16 protein-coding genes are annotated in these 17136 nt (G+C 70.7%); 12 read left to right on the plus strand and 4 right to left on the minus strand.

Translation table 11 applies throughout. The features are described 5' to 3' along the window. Positions 1–154 precede the first annotated feature (154 nt). The 8 genes from recG (at position 155) to mutM (ending at position 7481) form a co-directional block, all read left to right on the plus strand. Entirely contained in the window at positions 155–2383 is a 2229-nt protein-coding gene (recG, locus tag ACIPSE_RS09305) for an ATP-dependent DNA helicase RecG (protein ID WP_401659382.1), read from the plus strand. A 147-nt stretch (positions 2384–2530) separates the two neighbouring features. Continuing rightward, the gene (gene rsmD / locus ACIPSE_RS09310; RefSeq protein WP_401659385.1) at positions 2531–3115 is read left to right on the plus strand and encodes a 16S rRNA (guanine(966)-N(2))-methyltransferase RsmD; all 585 of its coding nucleotides are present in this window, start codon (positions 2531–2533) and stop codon (positions 3113–3115) included. Positions 3116–3141: 26 nt separating this feature from the next. Next, on the plus strand, positions 3142–3621 hold the full coding sequence (coaD, locus tag ACIPSE_RS09315) for a pantetheine-phosphate adenylyltransferase (protein WP_401659783.1): 480 nt from the start codon (positions 3142–3144) through the stop codon (positions 3619–3621). Positions 3622–3679: 58 nt separating this feature from the next. Continuing rightward, on the plus strand, positions 3680–4747 hold the full coding sequence (locus ACIPSE_RS09320; protein WP_401659388.1) for a cell division initiation protein: 1068 nt from the start codon (positions 3680–3682) through the stop codon (positions 4745–4747). Positions 4748–4901: 154 nt separating this feature from the next. After that, complete coding sequence (locus tag ACIPSE_RS09325; protein WP_401659390.1) at positions 4902–5555, plus strand: YceD family protein; 654 nt, start codon at positions 4902–4904, stop codon at positions 5553–5555. 2 nt (positions 5556–5557) lie between these two features. Then, positions 5558–5731 carry a 50S ribosomal protein L32 gene (gene rpmF, locus ACIPSE_RS09330; RefSeq protein WP_007493396.1) on the plus strand — a complete coding sequence of 58 codons (174 nt, stop codon included), beginning with the start codon at positions 5558–5560 and terminating at the stop codon, positions 5729–5731. A gap of 7 nt (positions 5732–5738) precedes the next feature. Then, positions 5739–6536, plus strand: coding sequence for a ribonuclease III (gene rnc, locus ACIPSE_RS09335; RefSeq protein ID WP_401659392.1), 798 nt, complete (start codon positions 5739–5741; stop codon positions 6534–6536). Between the two features lie 84 nt (positions 6537–6620). Next, positions 6621–7481, plus strand: a complete 861-nt coding sequence (gene mutM / locus ACIPSE_RS09340; protein ID WP_401659395.1) for a bifunctional DNA-formamidopyrimidine glycosylase/DNA-(apurinic or apyrimidinic site) lyase — start codon at positions 6621–6623, stop codon at positions 7479–7481. Here mutM and ACIPSE_RS09345 read toward each other — a convergent pair. Together ACIPSE_RS09345 and ACIPSE_RS09350 are read right to left on the minus strand one after the other, a co-directional pair. Next, positions 7454–7861, minus strand: coding sequence for a winged helix-turn-helix transcriptional regulator (locus tag ACIPSE_RS09345; RefSeq protein WP_401659398.1), 408 nt, complete (start codon positions 7859–7861; stop codon positions 7454–7456). The two genes, mutM and ACIPSE_RS09345, sit on opposite strands and share 28 nt — an antisense overlap. A 97-nt stretch (positions 7862–7958) precedes the next feature. Then, positions 7959–9083: a CAP domain-containing protein gene (locus ACIPSE_RS09350; RefSeq protein ID WP_401659401.1), complete on the minus strand. Its 1125-nt coding sequence runs from the start codon at positions 9081–9083 to the stop codon at positions 7959–7961. Between the two features lie 171 nt (positions 9084–9254). On the opposite strand from ACIPSE_RS09350, the gene ACIPSE_RS09355 reads away from it, so the two are divergent. From ACIPSE_RS09355 to ACIPSE_RS09370, 4 genes are all read left to right on the plus strand, one after another. Continuing rightward, the gene (locus ACIPSE_RS09355) at positions 9255–9536 is read left to right on the plus strand and encodes an acylphosphatase (protein ID WP_401659404.1); all 282 of its coding nucleotides are present in this window, start codon (positions 9255–9257) and stop codon (positions 9534–9536) included. A 379-nt stretch (positions 9537–9915) separates the two neighbouring features. Next, positions 9916–10119 (plus strand): hypothetical protein, encoded by a 204-nt coding sequence (locus ACIPSE_RS09360; RefSeq protein WP_037649730.1) that lies wholly within the window; start codon positions 9916–9918, stop codon positions 10117–10119. A 254-nt stretch (positions 10120–10373) separates the two neighbouring features. After that, positions 10374–13928 (plus strand): chromosome segregation protein SMC, encoded by a 3555-nt coding sequence (smc, locus tag ACIPSE_RS09365; RefSeq protein WP_401659407.1) that lies wholly within the window; start codon positions 10374–10376, stop codon positions 13926–13928. Between the two features lie 218 nt (positions 13929–14146). Beyond that, on the plus strand, positions 14147–15562 hold the full coding sequence (locus tag ACIPSE_RS09370) for a sugar porter family MFS transporter (RefSeq protein WP_401659410.1): 1416 nt from the start codon (positions 14147–14149) through the stop codon (positions 15560–15562). Between the two features lie 138 nt (positions 15563–15700). Here the strand turns inward: ACIPSE_RS09370 and ACIPSE_RS09375 are convergent, their stop codons facing one another. Beyond that, complete coding sequence (locus tag ACIPSE_RS09375) at positions 15701–16078, minus strand: hypothetical protein (RefSeq protein WP_401659413.1); 378 nt, start codon at positions 16076–16078, stop codon at positions 15701–15703. Between the two features lie 62 nt (positions 16079–16140). Next, positions 16141–17112, minus strand: a complete 972-nt coding sequence (locus tag ACIPSE_RS09380) for an LLM class flavin-dependent oxidoreductase (protein ID WP_401659415.1) — start codon at positions 17110–17112, stop codon at positions 16141–16143. Positions 17113–17136 lie beyond the last annotated feature (24 nt).

Raw genomic sequence — 17136 nt, forward strand, 5'->3', positions numbered from 1 at the left:
CGGGTGGGGGACGTCGACGGCGCGGGGTCGGGCGGTCCCGGTGGGGCGGTGACCGCGGAGGGATGACCGGAGCGCGCCATCCTAGAGCCCGAACAGCGCGCCTGACCAGGGCTTTCCCAAGACGTATACGGCAATGTCAGTGTCGTGGTGTGCAATGGATCTCGTGCCCGCACCGGAAGAACCACTGAAGCAGCCACTGAAATCCGTGCTCGGACCACCTACCGCGAAGGTGATGGCCGAGCATCTCGGCCTGCACACCGTCGGCGACCTGCTGCACCACTACCCGCGCAGATACGAGGAGCGCGGCCAGCTCACGCACCTCGCCGACCTCCCGATGGACGAGCACGTCACGGTGGTCGCCCAGGTGGCCGACGCCCGCCTGCACACCTTCGCCTCCGCCAGGGCACCCCGGGGCAAGGGCCAGCGCCTCGAAGTCACCATCACCGACGGCAACGGCCGCCTCCAGCTCGTCTTCTTCGGCAACGGCGTCCACAAGCCCCACAAGGACCTCCTGCCGGGCACCAGCGCGATGTTCGCGGGCAAGGTCTCCCTCTTCAACCGCCGCCTCCAACTCGCCCACCCGGCGTACGAACTGCTGCGCGGTGACACCGAGGAGGCGGTCGAGACCTGGGCGGGCGCCCTGATCCCCATCTACCCGGCCACCGCCAAGCTGGAGTCCTGGAAGATCGGCAAGGCCCTGCAGCTGGTCCTGCCGAGCGCCCAGGACGCCATCGACCCGCTGCCCGACAGCCTCCGCGACGGCCGGGGCCTGGTCTCCCTGCCCGAGGCCCTCCTCAAGATCCACCGCCCCCACACCAAGGCCGACATCGAGGACGCCCGCTCCCGCCTGAAGTGGGACGAGGCCTTCGTCCTCCAGGTCGCCCTCGCCCGCCGCCGCCACGCCGACGCCCAGCTCCCCGCCGTCCCCCGCCGCCCCCTGCCCGACGGCCTGCTCACCGCCTTCGACGACCGCCTCCCCTTCACCCTCACGGACGGCCAGCAGAAGGTCTCCAAGGAGATCTTCGACGACCTGGCGACGGACCACCCGATGCACCGGCTCCTCCAGGGCGAGGTCGGTTCGGGAAAGACGATGGTGGCCCTGCGCGCCATGCTCGCCACCGTCGACGCCGGAGGCCAGGCCGCGATGCTCGCGCCGACCGAGGTCCTCGCCCAGCAGCACCACCGGTCGGTCGTGGAGATGATGGGCGAGCTGGCCGAGGGCGGAATGCTCGGCGGGGTGGAGCACGCGACGAAGGTCGTCGTCCTGACCGGTTCGATGGGCACGGCGGCCCGCCGCCAGGCACTCCTCGACCTGGTCACCGGAGAGGCCGGCATCGTCATCGGCACCCACGCGCTGATCGAGGACAAGGTCCAGTTCCACGACCTGGGTCTGGTCGTCGTCGACGAACAGCACCGCTTCGGCGTCGAACAGCGCGACGCCCTGCGCGGCAAGGGCAAGCAGCCCCCGCACCTCCTGGTCATGACCGCGACCCCCATCCCGCGCACGGTCGCGATGACGGTCTTCGGCGACCTGGAGACCTCGGTCCTCGACCAGCTCCCGGCCGGCCGCTCGCCCATCGCCAGCCATGTCGTCCCGGCCGCCGACAAGCCCCACTTCCTCGCCCGCGCCTGGGAACGCGTGCGCGAGGAGGTCGAGAACGGCCATCAGGCGTACGTCGTCTGCCCCCGCATCGGCGACGAGGAGGACGACCCGAAGAAGGCCGCGAAGAAGAAGGCCGCCGAGGCCGCCGGCGACGACGCCGAGAAGCGCCCCGCGCTGGCCGTCCTGGAGGTCGCCGACCACCTGGCCAAGGGACCGCTCCAGGGCCTGCGGGTGGAGGTCCTGCACGGCAGGATGCACCCGGACGACAAGGACGCGGTCATGCGCCGCTTCGCCGCCGGTGAGACCCAGGTCCTGGTCGCCACCACCGTCATCGAGGTCGGCGTCAACGTCCCCAACGCCACCGCCATGGTCATCATGGACGCCGACCGCTTCGGCGTCTCCCAGCTCCACCAGCTGCGCGGCCGGGTGGGCCGTGGCTCCGCCGCCGGTCTCTGCCTCCTGGTCACCGAGATGCCGGAGGCGAGCCCCGCCCGCCAGCGCCTGAACGCGGTGGCCTCCACCCTCGACGGCTTCGAACTCTCCCGCATCGACCTGGAGCAGCGCCGAGAGGGCGACGTCCTCGGCCAGGCGCAGTCCGGCGCGCGCACCTCCTTGAAGGTCCTCGCGGTCATCGAGGACGAGGAGATCATCGCCGAGGCGAGGGAGGAGGCGACGACCCTGGTGGCGACGGACCCCGACCTCCAGGCCCTCCCCGGCCTCCGCACCGCCCTGGACGCCCTCCTGGACGAGGAGAGAGAGCAGTACCTGGAAAAGGGCTGACGCCCACCCCCCAGGGCCGCGGGGATACGGATGACGCCCCCCCCAGGGCCACGGGAACAAGGGTGACGCCCACCCCCCCAGGGGCGCGGGGAACTGCGCGACCAGCCACACTGAGACCTGTAGCCGCCCACCGAACAAGGACCACAGATGACCCGCGTAATCGCCGGCACCGCCGGCGGTCGCCGCCTAGCCGTCCCGCCAGGGTCCGGCACGCGCCCCACCTCCGACCGCGCACGCGAAGGTCTCTTCTCCACCTGGCAGTCCCTCCTGGGCGGCCCGCTGCGAGGCGAACGCGTCCTGGACCTGTACGCCGGTTCCGGCGCGGTGGGCCTGGAGGCGCTCTCCCGGGGCGCGGGCCACACCCTCCTCGTGGAGGCCGACGCCCGCGCGGCCCGCGTGATCCGGGAGAACGTGAAGAGCGTCGGCCTGCCCGGAGCCGAGGTCAGGCCCGGCAAGGCCGAGCAGGTCGCCCGCACGGCACCGGCGGCGCCCTACGAGATCGTCTTCCTGGACCCTCCCTATGCGGTCACAGATCACGATCTTCGGGAGATTCTGCTCACACTGTGCGCCGGGGGCTGGCTCGCGCCCGAGGCGCTCGTCACCGTGGAGCGCAGCACCAGAGGCGGTGCGTTCCCGTGGCCGGAGGGCTTCGACGCGCTCCGGTCCCGTCGCTACGGCGAGGGAACGTTTTGGTACGGTCGCGCCGCCTCTACGTGCGAAGACGCACGATGACCGGACCGGAGAGCGAGGGATCTCAAGTGCGCCGCGCCGTCTGTCCCGGGTCGTTCGACCCGATCACCAATGGACACCTCGACATCATTTCGCGTGCCTCGCGTCTGTACGACGAGGTCTATGTCGCCGTCATGATCAACAAGTCCAAGAGGGGCCTGTTCGAGATCGACGAGCGGATCGACCTGATCCGCCAGGTCACCGCCGAGTACGGCAACGTACGGGTCGAGGCCTTCCACGGCCTCCTCGTCGACTACTGCAAGCAGCGCGACATCCCCGCGATCGTCAAGGGCCTGCGCGCCGTCAGCGACTTCGACTACGAGCTGCAGATGGCCCAGATGAACAACGGTCTGTCGGGCGTGGAGACCCTCTTCGTCCCCACGAACCCCACCTACAGCTTCCTCTCCTCCTCTCTGGTCAAGGAGGTCGCCACATGGGGCGGCGACATCGCCCACCTGGTGCCGCCGGTGGTCCTGGAGGCCCTCAACGGACGCCTGCGCAAGGACTGATGGGGCTACAGTCGTCCCGTCCGTCTCCAACACATCGGTAGAGAGTGGCGAGCACACGGTGGACGTGCAGATGAAGCTCGACGAGATCGTCACGGCGGTCTCCGGCGCCCGGTCGATGCCCATGTCGGCCTCGGTGATGGTCAACCGCGCCGAACTGCTCGCGATGCTGGAGGAGGTGCGGGCCGCGCTGCCCGACTCCCTCGCCCAGGCCCAGGAACTGATCGGCGACCGTGAGCAGATGGTCGAGCAGGCCCGCCTGGAGGCCGACCGGATCATCTCCACCGCGCACGCCGAACGCGGTTCGCTGATCTCCGACACCGAGGTCGCCCGCCGTTCCCAGGCCGAGGGCGACCGCATCCTGTCCGAGGCCCGCCAGGAGGCCGAGGAGGTCCGCGCGGAGGCCGACGACTACGTCGACTCCAAGCTCGCCAACTTCGAGGTCGTCCTCACCAAGACCCTCGGCTCCGTCGGCCGCGGCCGCGAGAAGCTGCTCGGCACCGGCCCCGGCCTCGACGAGCAGGGCTACGAGGACGAGGACGCCCCCGAGCGCAGCCAGGACCCCGAGACCCTGCGCCGCAGCGCCGACGACTACGTCGACCTCAAGCTCGGCGCCTTCGAGGCGGTCCTCGCCAAGACCCTGGAGGCCGTCGGCAAGGGCCGCGCCAAGCTGCACGGCCGCCTCGCCTCCGACGACCTCGGCGCCCTCGCCGACGACGACACCACCGTCCGGCACTCCAGCGACGCCGACTACCTCGCCGACCTCGCGGCCCTGGCCGAGCAGGACAGCCAGGCCGCCGCCGCGTCCCTGCCGCAGCAACAGCAGCAGTCGCCGTACGAGCAGCAGCAGCCGGCCGAGGTGTACGGCTACCAGCAGCAGAACGACGCCTACGCCGGTTATCAGCAGCAGGGCTACGCCCAGCAGCAGGACCCCTACGGCTACCAGCAGGCCGACCCCTACGCGTATCAGGGCTACGACGCCCAGCAGCAGCCCGCCTACGACCAGCACGGGCAGCAGCAGGCCCAGCAGGCCCAGCAGGCGTACGCCCTGGACGAGACCAGCCTCTTCGACACCGGCATGATCACGCCGGAGCAGCTGAGGGCGTACGAGCAGGGTCGCGGCCAGTAGGAACCGGTCGCGGACCGGTTCCCGACCACCGGATTGGGCCGTGAGCGAAAGGTCCAGTATCCTGGCTCTTCGGTCGCGCGTACGTCCGCGATCAACGCTGCCCGGGGAACACCGATGGGCGGCGTCCCTCTGAGTTCGAAGATCGAAAGCAGGAATGGCTTCCAACGCTCGCCTCGACCACCGCAACCCTCTTGTGTTCGACACACACGAGCTGGGGCGGCGTCCTGGCGCGCTGCAGCGCCTGACCCGTGAGATCGACGCCCCCAAGGATCTCGGGATCCAGGGAGTGATCGGAGTGCCGGAAGGCGCCCCGTTGGAGCTCGGACTCCGCCTTGAGTCGGTCATGGAAGGGGTGCTTGTCACAGGCACCGCCCGTGCACAGGCCAAGGGGGAGTGCGTAAGGTGTCTGGAGCCGCTCGAGCTCGCTCTCGAAGCGGACTTCCAGGAGATGTTCTCGTACCCTGACGCCGACGAGCGGGGCCGCGTGAAAACCGCGGAGCCCGACGACGACGCCGAGGACGACGAGGACAGGCTCTTCATCGAGGACGGCATGTTCGACCTCGAACCTGTGCTGCGTGACGCGGTGGTGCTTGCCCTGCCGATGCAGCCGGTGTGCCAGGACGACTGTCTGGGCCTGTGTTCCGCATGCGGAGCGCGGCTCACGGACGACCCGGACCACCACCACGACGCCGTCGACATCCGTTGGGCGGCACTGCAGGGACTCGCCGGTTCACTCGAAGACGGCGAGAAGGACGAGATGAGCGGCGCCGAAGCGGAAGCGGGCGTCGACGAGAAGCAGGAGAAGTAGCCGTGGCTGTTCCGAAGCGGAAGATGTCGCGCAGCAACACGCGCCACCGCCGGTCGCAGTGGAAGGCTGCGGTCCCCACCCTGGTTGCGTGCGAGCGCTGCCACGAGCCCAAGCTGCAGCACATCGCGTGCCCGTCTTGCGGCACGTACAACAAGCGCCAGGTCCTCGAGGTCTGAGCGGCTGGTGAGAGGCACTGTGTCCACGCCGAAGAAGAACTCTGCGGAGACCACGGCCTCGTCCCACACGCTGTTGGAAGGGCGGCTCGGGTACACACTCGAGTCCGCCCTTCTTGTGCGTGCGCTGACCCACCGGTCCTACGCGTACGAGAACGGTGGGCTGCCCACCAACGAGCGCCTGGAGTTCCTCGGGGACTCCGTACTCGGCCTCGTGGTGACGGACACGCTCTACCGGACCCACCCCGACCTGCCCGAAGGCCAACTGGCCAAGTTGCGGGCCGCGGTGGTCAACTCACGTGCGCTGGCGGAGGTCGGTCGCGGGCTCGACCTGGGCTCCTTCATCCGGCTCGGCCGGGGTGAAGAGGGCACGGGCGGCCGGGACAAGGCGTCCATCCTCGCCGACACCCTTGAAGCGGTGATCGGCGCTGTCTATCTGGACCAGGGTCTGGACGCGGCGGGCGAACTCGTCCACCGTCTCTTCGACCCGCTGATCGAGAAGTCCTCCAACCTCGGAGCCGGCCTGGACTGGAAGACCAGTCTCCAGGAGCTCACCGCGACCGAAGGGCTCGGCGTCCCCGAGTACCAGGTCTCGGAGACCGGCCCCGACCACGAGAAGACCTTCACTGCTGCCGCCCGCGTCGGAGGCGTCTCGTACGGCACCGGCACCGGCCGCAGCAAGAAGGAGGCGGAGCAGCAGGCTGCCGAATCGGCCTGGCGCTCCATCCGCGCCGCAGCGGACGAACGCGCCAAGGAGGCCGCCAAGGCCGCCGAGGAAGAAGCCGACGACACTCCCGCCTCCGCGTAACACAACAGAGCAGAACAGAGCAGTCCAGAGCGCCCGTTCCCGTCGTACCGGGGCGGGCGCTCGACTCGTCCCCCGGGGGTCGCCATGCCCGAGTTGCCCGAAGTCGAGGTCGTCCGCCGAGGTCTGGAGCGGTGGGTCGCCCATCGTGCCGTCGCCGAGGCCGAGGTGCTGCACCCGCGTGCGGTGCGCCGCCATACCGCCGGAGCCGACGACTTCACGCACCGCCTCAAGGGGCACAGGGTCGGTGTCCCCAGCCGGCGCGGCAAGTACCTGTGGCTTCCCCTGGAGGACACCGGTCAGGCGATTCTGGCCCATCTCGGGATGAGCGGGCAGCTCTTGGTGCAGCCGCACGAGAGCCCCGACGAGAAGCATCTGCGCATCCGCGTCCGGTTCGCCGACGGGCTCGGCACCGAACTGCGGTTCGTCGACCAACGCACCTTCGGCGGGCTGTCGTTGCACGACACCACCGAGGACGGGCTGCCGGACGTCATCGGGCACATCGCCCGCGATCCCCTCGACCCGCTCTTCGACGACGAGGCGTTCCACGGGGCGCTGCGCCGCAAGCGCACCACCATTAAACGGGCCCTGCTGGACCAGTCGTTGATCAGCGGAGTCGGCAACATCTACGCGGACGAGGCCCTGTGGCGCTCGCGCGTGCACTACGAGCGCCCCACGGCCGGCTTCACCCGCCCGCGCACCGCCGAACTCCTCGGCCATGTCCGGGATGTGATGAACTCGGCCCTCTCCCAGGGCGGCACGAGCTTCGACAGTCTGTACGTCAACGTCAACGGCGAATCGGGCTACTTCGACCGCTCGCTCGACGCGTACGGACGCGAGGGTCTGCCGTGCGGGCGCTGCGCGACGCCGATGCGCCGCGAGCCGTGGATGAACCGGTCCAGCTACTTCTGCCCCAAGTGTCAGAGGGCGCCGCGGGTTTCGTCGTAGACCCGGCGGGCGGCGAGCACCTCGTCCATGCGGCCCTCGACGAAGTCGACCAGGGACACGAGGCGTTCGGTGACACCCCGTCCCAGCGCGGTCAGTTCGTAGTCCACGCGGGGCGGGTTGGTCGGCTGGGCCTCGCGGTGGACCAGGCCGTCGCGCTCCAGGGCGTGCAGGGTCTGGGAGAGCATCTTCTCGCTGACCCCGTCGACCCGGCGGCGCAGCTCGTTGAAGCGGAGGGAGCCCTCGGCCAGCGCGCAGAGCGTCAGCCCGCCCCAGCGTCCCGTCACATGTTCCAGGGTGCCGCGCGAGGGACAGGCCCGCGCGAAGACGCTGTACGCGAGCCCGGCGAGGTCCGCCGGCTCCTGTTCCTGCGTGATGTCCATACCGCCAGCGTACGGGAGCACAGCGCTGACGCACAGAGGGCGCTAACTCACGGTTAGCGCCCTCTGGGGGTCGGCCCTCCGGGGCCGGCGCCGGTGCTCAGTAGCCGAAGTCCTGCGTCCACCACGGGCCGCCGGAGCCGAAGTGCACACCGACCCCCAGCGTCTTGAAGTCGCAGTTCAGGATGTTGGCCTTGTGGCCGGGGCTGTTCATCCAGGCCTCCATGACCGCTTCGGCGGTGGCCTGTCCCCGGGCTATGTTCTCGCCGCCCAGGTTCGTTATGCCGAGGGCCTCGGCCCGGTCCCACGGGGTGTTCCCGTCGGGGTCGGTGTGGTCGAAGAAGTCCTGCTCGGCCATCGCCACGCTGAAGTCCTCGGCGAGCCCGGCCAGCGCGCTGCTCGCGGAGACCGCGCTGCACCCGACCTTGGCCCGCTCCTCGTTCACCAGCTTCAGCACCTCGGCCTCGGCCTGGGCCTCCGCGGAGACCGTGATCGGGGCGGAGGTCTGCGAGGGCTCCTTCGTCGCCGTGCGCGTGGGCTCCGCGCTCGGCTCCTCGCTGGTCTCCTCGGACGGCTCGGCCGTGGGCGTCTTGGTCGGCGCGGCCGTCGAGGCGGACACGGACGGCGACGGGGACGCCGAACGCTGGCCGCCCCGGCTCGCCGACTCGTCCTCGCGCGCCTCGGCGCTGCCGGAGGTGCCGCCCTGCTCGGTCGCCGAGTTGGTCGGCGAGGTCGCGGCCTGCACCTTGTCGGAGCTGTTGCCGCCGCCGAGCTTGTAGTTCTCCAGGCCCGGCACCACACCGGTGGCGACGGCGACGGTGCCGATCGCCACGGCGGCGGTCGCGCCGAGCAGGCCGGTCCTGACCGGGGTCACGACCTTCTTCTTGCGGCGCCGGTGCGCTGCTCCGCGCCGCGGGCCGTCGTCCGGTGAGAAGCCGTCGCTCGCGAACACGGCGGTGCCCGTGGTGTGGGCGTAGTCGTCGTCCGTGGCGTAGAGGTAGGCGTCGCTGCGGGTGTGTGCCTCGGGATGCAGATACGGCGCGATCCCCGCGGCGGGGTACCCGGCCGTGTGCCCGCCCCGGACGACCGGGTCGTAGTCCTGGTCGTCGAAGCTGTACGAGTGCTGCGGGTCGTAGCCGCTCGTGTACGAGCCGTCTGTTTCCGTGACCCCCGTGGCGCGGCCCGTGGCGGCGCGGCCGGCGGCGGAGCGTCGGTGGCGTCCCATGTCTTGGCCTTCCTCGTCCTTGTTGGCCGACACATTCACTGCTGTCGGGCCGGACACACAAAACTCACACGATCGAGTGAGTTTCGTATGAGATTCATTGGCAGGGGACGGTACCGCATGGCGCCAGGGGACGGAGAGTCCTGAGAGGCATTGGTTGGTTAGGTTGCACCCATGAGCGAGGATGTACGACTGGTTGCCTGGGTGCGCGGACGCGTGCAGGGCGTGGGTTTCCGCTGGTTCACCCGGGCGAAGGCCCTGGAGCTCGGCGCGCTGAGTGGTTTTGCTCTCAATCTGGACGACGGACGGGTCCAGGTCGTCGCCGAGGGCCCCCGGGGACGGGCCGAAGGGTTGCTGGAGTGGCTCCGGAGTGACGACACGCCCGGGCGCGTGGACGGTGTCACCGAGATCTGGGACACACCCCGCGGCGGGTACGACGGCTTCGCGATCCGCTGACCCCTCCGGGTACGGCAGCCCCCGCGCGGGCGCGGGGGTATGCCATCGGTAGCTGCCCGAACGGGAAAGCCCCAGGTGGTTGCCAAGAACAGCCTGCCGTGGCAGGCTCCCCACCTAAGAATGATCGCCACGCCCTGACGTCCACGGGAGTCGCAGCGCCGCCCTTCCCGGGCCGCGCGCCCCCGTCCGGCCCGCCAATACGGGGCGTGATCGTGTTGACCGTCAAACTTTTTGGTGAGACGCTGAAAACCCCGCGCACCTTAGCTGTTTGGCATGGATGAACGGCAGCACAAACCCAGCAGTGTCAAACACCGCGGGTGCGATTCCCTCACGACCCACACCGCTTCGGTCGGTCACTCAGTGTGGAGGACCATCCATCATGGCAAAGGCGCTTCTCGGTTACGTCGGCGGCTCCGACCCGCGACTCATTGCCGAGATGCGACGGCTCCAGCAGCGCGTCCAGGACCTCGAATCCGAGCTCGTACGGATCCAGGCCGAGAACGACGCGCTCGCGGCTGCCGCTTCTCACGACTCGCTTCTGGAGAGCATCGACGCACACCAGGCGGAGCCTGCGCTCACCTGATCACTGCATCGCCCATGACGACACAGGCAGTGGTCGGGCGGCCCGTATCCAACCGCTTCAGTTGTCACGATCACTAAGCTGTCAGAGTTGCAAGGGACGCTTCGGCGTCCCTTCTTTCTTTCCCCCGCGGCCACTCTCCCGTGCGGCCTCCCGCCTTCTTTAACGTCTGATGTGCCCTGCACGTTCATGGGTGAAACCGCGGGAAACAGCACGTTCATGGAGTGAGACAACCCCGGAAGGTAGAGTCCAGCGGCGTGCACCTCAAGGCCCTGACCCTCCGCGGGTTCAAGTCGTTCGCCTCGGCGACCACACTCCGGTTCGAGCCGGGCATCACGTGCGTCGTCGGACCGAACGGCTCGGGCAAGTCCAACGTCGTCGACGCCCTCAGCTGGGTCATGGGCGAACAGGGCGCCAAGTCGCTGCGCGGCGGCAAGATGGAGGATGTCATCTTCGCCGGCACCACAGGGCGTCCGCCGCTGGGCCGCGCCGAGGTGTCGCTGACCATCGACAACTCCGACGGGGCGCTGCCCATCGAGTACGCCGAGGTCACCATCACGCGGATCATGTTCCGCAACGGCGGCAGCGAGTACCAGATCAACGGCGAGACCTGCCGCCTCCTCGACATCCAGGAACTGCTCTCCGACTCCGGCATCGGCCGCGAGATGCACGTCATCGTCGGCCAGGGCCAGCTCGACTCCGTCCTGCACGCCGATCCCATGGGGCGCCGCGCCTTCATCGAGGAGGCCGCCGGCGTCCTCAAGCACCGCAAGCGCAAGGAAAAGGCGCTGCGCAAGCTCGACGCGATGCAGGCCAACCTCGCCCGCGTGCAGGACCTCACCGACGAACTGCGCAGACAGCTCAAGCCACTTGGCCGGCAGGCCGCCGTCGCCCGCAGGGCCGTGGTCATCCAGGCCGACCTCCGCGACGCCCGGCTGCGCCTGCTCGCCGACGACCTCGTACGGCTGCGCAACGCGCTGCGGACCGAGGTCGCCGACGAGGCCGCGCTGAAGGAGCGCAAGGAGAGCGCCGAGCAGGAGCTGAAGAAGGCGCTCCAGCGCGAGGCGCTCCTGGAGGACGAGGTGCGGCAGCTCACCCCGCGCCTCCAGCGCGCCCAGCAGACCTGGTACGAACTGTCCCAGCTCGCCGAACGGGTGCGCGGCACCGTCTCGCTCGCCGACGCCCGGGTGAAGAGCGCGACCTCCGCGCCGCCCGAGGAACGCCGGGGCCGTGACCCCGAGGACATGGAGCGCGAGGCCGCCCGCATCCGGGAGCAGGAGGCCGAACTGGAGGCCGCCCTGGAAGCGGCCGAGCGCGCGCTGGAGGACACCGTCGCCCACCGCAGCGAGCTGGAACGCGAACTGGTGCAGGAGGAACGGCGCCTCAAGGACGTCGCCCGCGCCATCGCCGACCGCCGCGAGGGGCTCGCCCGGCTCAACGGGCAGGTCAACGCCGCCCGTTCGCGCGCCGCCTCCGCCCAGGCCGAGATCGACCGGCTGGCGTCCGCCCGCGACGAGGCGCAGGAACGGGCCTTCGCCGCCCAGGAGGAGTACGAGACCCTGAAGGCCGAGGTCGACGGCCTCGACGCCGGCGACGAGGAACTCGCCGGCCGGCACGACGCGGCGAAGCGCGCCCTGGCCGAGTCCGAGGCCGCGCTCACCGCCGCCCGCGAGGCGGCCACGGCGGCCGAACGCAGGCGCGCCGCGACCCAGGCCCGCCACGAGGCGCTCGCGCTGGGCCTGCGCCGCAAGGACGGCACGGGCGCCCTGCTCGGCGCCAAGGACCGGCTCGGCGGACTGCTGGGCCCGGCGGCGGAACTGCTCACCGTGACACCGGGCCACGAGGTCGCCCTGGCCGCGGCGTTCGGCGCCGCCGCGGACGCCCTCGCGGTCACGACGCCCTCGGCCGCCGCCGACGCCATCCGGCTGCTGCGCAAGCAGGACGCGGGCCGGGCGGCCCTGCTGCTCAGCGGCGCCCCCGAGGAGGAGCCGCGGGAGACACGGGACGGGGGAGCGCCGTACGCCGCCGATCTCGTCCGGGGGCCCGCCGAACTGATGCCCGCCGTACGGCGCCTGCTGCGCGGGATCGTCGTGGTGGGCACCCTGGAGGACGCCGAGGACCTCGTCTACGCCCACCCCCGGCTCACCGCCGTGACCGCCGAGGGCGACCTGCTGGGCGCCCACTTCGCGCACGGCGGCTCCGCGGGCGCGCCCAGCCTCCTGGAGGTGCAGGCCTCCGTGGACGAGGCCGCCGCCGAGCTGGAGGAGCTGGCCGTCCGGTGCGAGGAGCTGGCCGGGGTCCAGCAGGCGGCGGGGGAGCGGCGCAAGGAGAGCGCCGCGCTCGTCGAGGAGCTGGGGGAGCGGCGCCGGGCCGCCGACCGGGAGAAGTCGGCCGTCGCCCAGCAGCTCGGGCGGCTCGCCGGGCAGGCGCGGGGCGCGGCCGGGGAGGCCGAGCGGTCCGTGGCCGCCGCCGCGCGGGCGCAGGAGGCGCTGGAGAAGGCCGTCGACGATGTCGAGGAGCTGGCCGAACGGCTCGCCGTCGCCGAGGAGATGCCGGTCGAGGAGGAGCCCGACACCTCGGTGCGGGACCGGCTCGCCGCGGACGGGGCCAACGCCCGGCAGACCGAGATGGAGGCACGCCTCCAGGCCCGTACGCACGAGGAGCGGGTGAAGGGGCTCGCGGGCCGCGCCGAGTCGCTGGACCGTGCCGCGCGGGCGGAGCGCGACGCACGCGCGCGTGCCGAGCAGCGGCGGGCCCGGCTGCGGCACGAGGCGGCCGTCGCGGAGGCCGTCGCCTCGGGTGCGCGGCAGCTGCTGGCGCACGTCGAGGTCTCCCTGGGCCGGGCGGACCGGGAGCGCACCGCGGCCGACGCGGCCAAGGCGACCCGGGAGCGGGAGCTGGCCGCCGCCCGCACCACGGGCCGGGACCTCAAGTCCGAGCTGGACAAGCTCACCGACTCGGTGCACCGGGGCGAGGTGCTGGGCGCCGAGAAGCGGATGCGGATCGAGCAGCTGGAGACCAAGGCGCTGGAGGAGCTGGGCGTCGAGCCCGCGGGGCTGGTCGACGAGTACGGGCCCGACCAGCTCGTCCCGCCGTCCCCGCCCGCCGAGGGCGAGGAACTGCCGGAGGACCCGGAGCATCCGCGCAACCAGCCCAGGACGTTCCACCGCGCCGAGCAGGAGAAGCGGCTCAAGGCGGCCGAACGGGCGTACCAGCAGCTGGGGAAGGTGAATCCGCTCGCGCTGGAGGAGTTCGCGGCGCTGGAGGAGCGGCACAAGTTCCTCAGCGAGCAGCTGGAGGACCTGAAGAAGACCCGGACCGATCTGCTTCAGGTGGTGAAGGAGGTCGACGAGCGCGTCGAGCAGGTCTTCACCGAGGCGTTCCGGGACACCGCCCGGGAGTTCGAGGGTGTCTTCGGCCGGCTCTTCCCGGGCGGTGACGGGCGGCTGATCCTGACCGATCCCGACAACATGCTCACCACCGGGGTGGACGTGGAGGCGCGTCCGCCGGGCAAGAAGGTCAAGCGGCTGTCCCTGCTGTCGGGCGGTGAGCGGTCGCTGACGGCCGTGGCGATGCTGGTGTCCATCTTCAAGGCCCGGCCGAGCCCGTTCTATGTGATGGACGAGGTCGAGGCGGCTCTCGACGACACCAACCTCCAGCGGCTGATCCGGATCATGCAGGAGCTCCAAGAGGCCTCGCAGCTCATCGTCATCACCCACCAGAAGCGGACGATGGAGGTCGCCGACGCGCTGTACGGCGTCTCCATGCAGGGGGACGGCGTGTCGAAGGTGATCTCGCAGCGGCTTCGCTAGCCCGCCTTCACATCTTCAAGACTTGAACGCACCATCTCCTTCACTATGGGCGCGTTGTGCCTCTTTTCTCACACTCCTCGGGCTGTTGACTTCGAAACTTGAAGGCATAACCTCTGACACGTTGCTTTTACCTTCAGGTGGTGGGCGGCGGCAAGCTATGCGCCACTGGAAGGGTCGCCCCCCACCCGGCAGCGCTGCCGGTGGCCCGAGGAGTACATGTGACCAATACCGCGGCACCCAGGCCAGGAGCCTCGACGGCTCATCCCGATCATCTCGGGCATGTCATCTTCATCGCGGCCGCCGCCGCGATGGGCGGTTTCCTCTTCGGTTACGACAGCTCCGTGATCAACGGCGCGGTCGAGGCGATCCGGGACCGCTACGACATCGGTTCCGCGGCGCTGGCCCAGGTCATCGCCATCGCGCTCATCGGCTGCGCCATCGGCGCGGCGACCGCCGGACGCATCGCCGACCGCATCGGCCGTATCCGCTGCATGCAGATCTCGGCCGTCCTGTTCACCGTCAGCGCCGTGGGGTCGGCGCTGCCCTTCGCGCTCTGGGACCTCGCCTTCTGGCGGATCGTCGGCGGCTTCGCGATCGGCATGGCGTCCGTGATCGGCCCCGCCTACATCGCCGAGGTCGCCCCTCCGGCCTATCGCGGCCGGCTCGGTTCCTTCCAGCAGGCGGCGATCGTCATCGGCATCGCCATCTCGCAGCTCGTCAACTGGGGACTGCTGAACGCGGCCGGCGGCGACCAGCGCGGCACGCTGATGGGGATCGAGGCCTGGCAGGTCATGCTCGGCGTCATGGTGGTCCCGGCCATCCTCTACGGGCTGCTCTCCTTCGCGATCCCCGAGTCCCCGCGCTTCCTCATCTCGGTGGGCAAGCACGAGCGCGCCCGCGAGATCCTCAAGGAGGTCGAGGGCGACAGGATCGACCTGGACGCCCGGGTCGGCGAGATCGAGCAGGCCATGCGCAGCGAGCACAAGTCCACCTTCAAGGACCTGCTCGGCGGCAGCTTCTTCTTCAAGCCGATCGTCTGGGTCGGTATCGGCCTGTCGGTGTTCCAGCAGTTCGTCGGCATCAACGTGGCGTTCTACTACTCCTCGACGCTGTGGCAGTCGGTCGGCGTCGACCCGACGGACTCGTTCTTCTACTCGTTCACGACGTCGATCATCAACATCGTCGGCACCGTGATCGCCATGATCTTCGTGGACCGGATCGGCCGTAAGCCGCTGGCCCTCATCGGCTCCGTCGGCATGGTCATCGGCCTCGGCCTGGAGGCCTGGGCGTTCAGCTTCGACCTGGTCGACGGCAAGCTGCCCGCCGCGCAGGGCTGGACCGCGCTGATCGCGGCCCACGTCTTCGTCCTCTTCTTCGCCCTGTCGTGGGGTGTCGTCGTCTGGGTCTTCCTCGGCGAGATGTTCCCCAACCGGATCCGCGCCGCCGCCCTCGGCGTCGCCGCCTCCGCGCAGTGGATCGCCAACTGGGCCATCACTGCGAGCTTCCCGTCGCTGGCCGACTGGAACCTCTCCGCGACCTACGTGATCTACACCGTCTTCGCCGCGCTCTCCATCCCCTTCGTCCTCAAGTACGTCAAGGAGACCAAGGGCAAGGCGCTGGAGGAGATGGGCTGAGGCCCCTTTGGGCCCCGCAGACCCGGGGGGAAGGGCCAAGTCCCCGCTGCCCCTCTCCCCGTGACCACCGCCGCCCCCGGCCCGGCACCGCCCGAGCCGGGGGCGGCGGCGTGCTGTCCCGGCACCGGACCGCGGACCTCACCAGATCAGGACACCGGCCCCCTGTTCCCGCGCCCGCAGCGCGGCGGCCTCGATGATGTCCACCCGTTCCGCGATCCCGTCCCGGTGCTCCGGGAGTCCGCGAGGGCGTTCCGTCCCCGTCGCGACCGGCTCCAGGTTCGCCCGCAGCAGCGCGACCTCCGCGAGGAACCCCGTCACGTCCTCCGCCTCGACGTGCAGATCGCCCGTCGCCGGCACCGGCAGGAACCGGGCACCCGGCGCGCGCACCGTCTCCGACCCCCGTACGGTCGTACGCCACCGCTCGAAACCGGCCGAGTCCTGACACCCCTCGGGAACGTCGAGGACCCGGCGTCCGCCGTCCTCGTCGCGCACGAACACATCCACGCACAGGCTCATGGGCCCAGGGGGCCATCCCGGGGGCGGGCGGGGCACGCGGTTTCTCCCGCGGACCCCGCGCCTCAGTCGTGCAGTTCCGGGATCACCCGTTCCGCGAACAGGCGCAGACTCCGCCAGCCCTCCTCCACCGGCATGCCCCCGGCCAGCGGATGCAGGACGTAGTTGGCGTGGCCCAGTTCCACGCACTCGTCCGGGGTCACGATCCGGTACACGCCCTCGGCGCGCAGCTCGTCGACACCGGTCGCCGCCGACCTCACCGCGGAGCGGATGTCCCCCGACTGCCAGGAGGCGTACGTCCGCGCCTCGTGCAGGAAGTGCGCGCCGTAGCGGGACCAGGCCTCGTCCGGGTTCTCGGCGATGTGCAGGAGAGGCGTCTCGGCCGCCGGCATCATGGTCCAGCCCTCGGTGCCGTACTCGACCAGGCGTTCCTTGTAGTACGCCTCCAGCTCGGGCAGATGGGCGCTGGGGAAGAACGGCAGCCCCAGGCGGGCGGCCCGGCGCGCGGCGGCCCTGGACGAGCCGCCGACCAGCAGCAGCGGGTGCGGGTCGGTGCAGGGGCGCGGGGTGACCCGTACCGTGCGGCCCCGGTACTCGAAGGGCTCGCCGGTCCATGCCTTCAGCAGGGTCTCCAGCAGCTCGTCCTGGAGCCTGCCCCGCTGCTTCCAGTCGACGTCGAACTGGGCGTACTCCTCGGGGCGGTACCCGATGCCCGCGACCGTCACCAGCCGGCCGCCGCTCAGCAGGTCCAGTACGGCGATCTCCTCGGCCAGCCGGAGCGGGTCGTACAGGGGGCCGATCACCGCCGACACCGTCACCGCGATCCGCCGGGTCGCGCCGAACACCGCGGCGGCGAAGGCGAAGGGGGAGGGGAGCCAGTTGTTCGCGACGCCGTGGTGCTCCTCCGTCTGCACGGTGGTCACGCCGTGTCCGTCGGCGTACGCGGACATCTCCAGCGCGGCCCGGTAGCGGTCGCGCAGCGAGGCGGGGCGGGCGTCGGGTTCGACGAGGTTGAAGCGTACGACCGTGACGGGCATGGCTGGTCCCCCTTCACGCGGGCT

This window comes from Streptomyces sp. NPDC090106 (assembly GCF_044747265.1).
GTDB lineage: Bacteria > Actinomycetota > Actinomycetes > Streptomycetales > Streptomycetaceae > Streptomyces.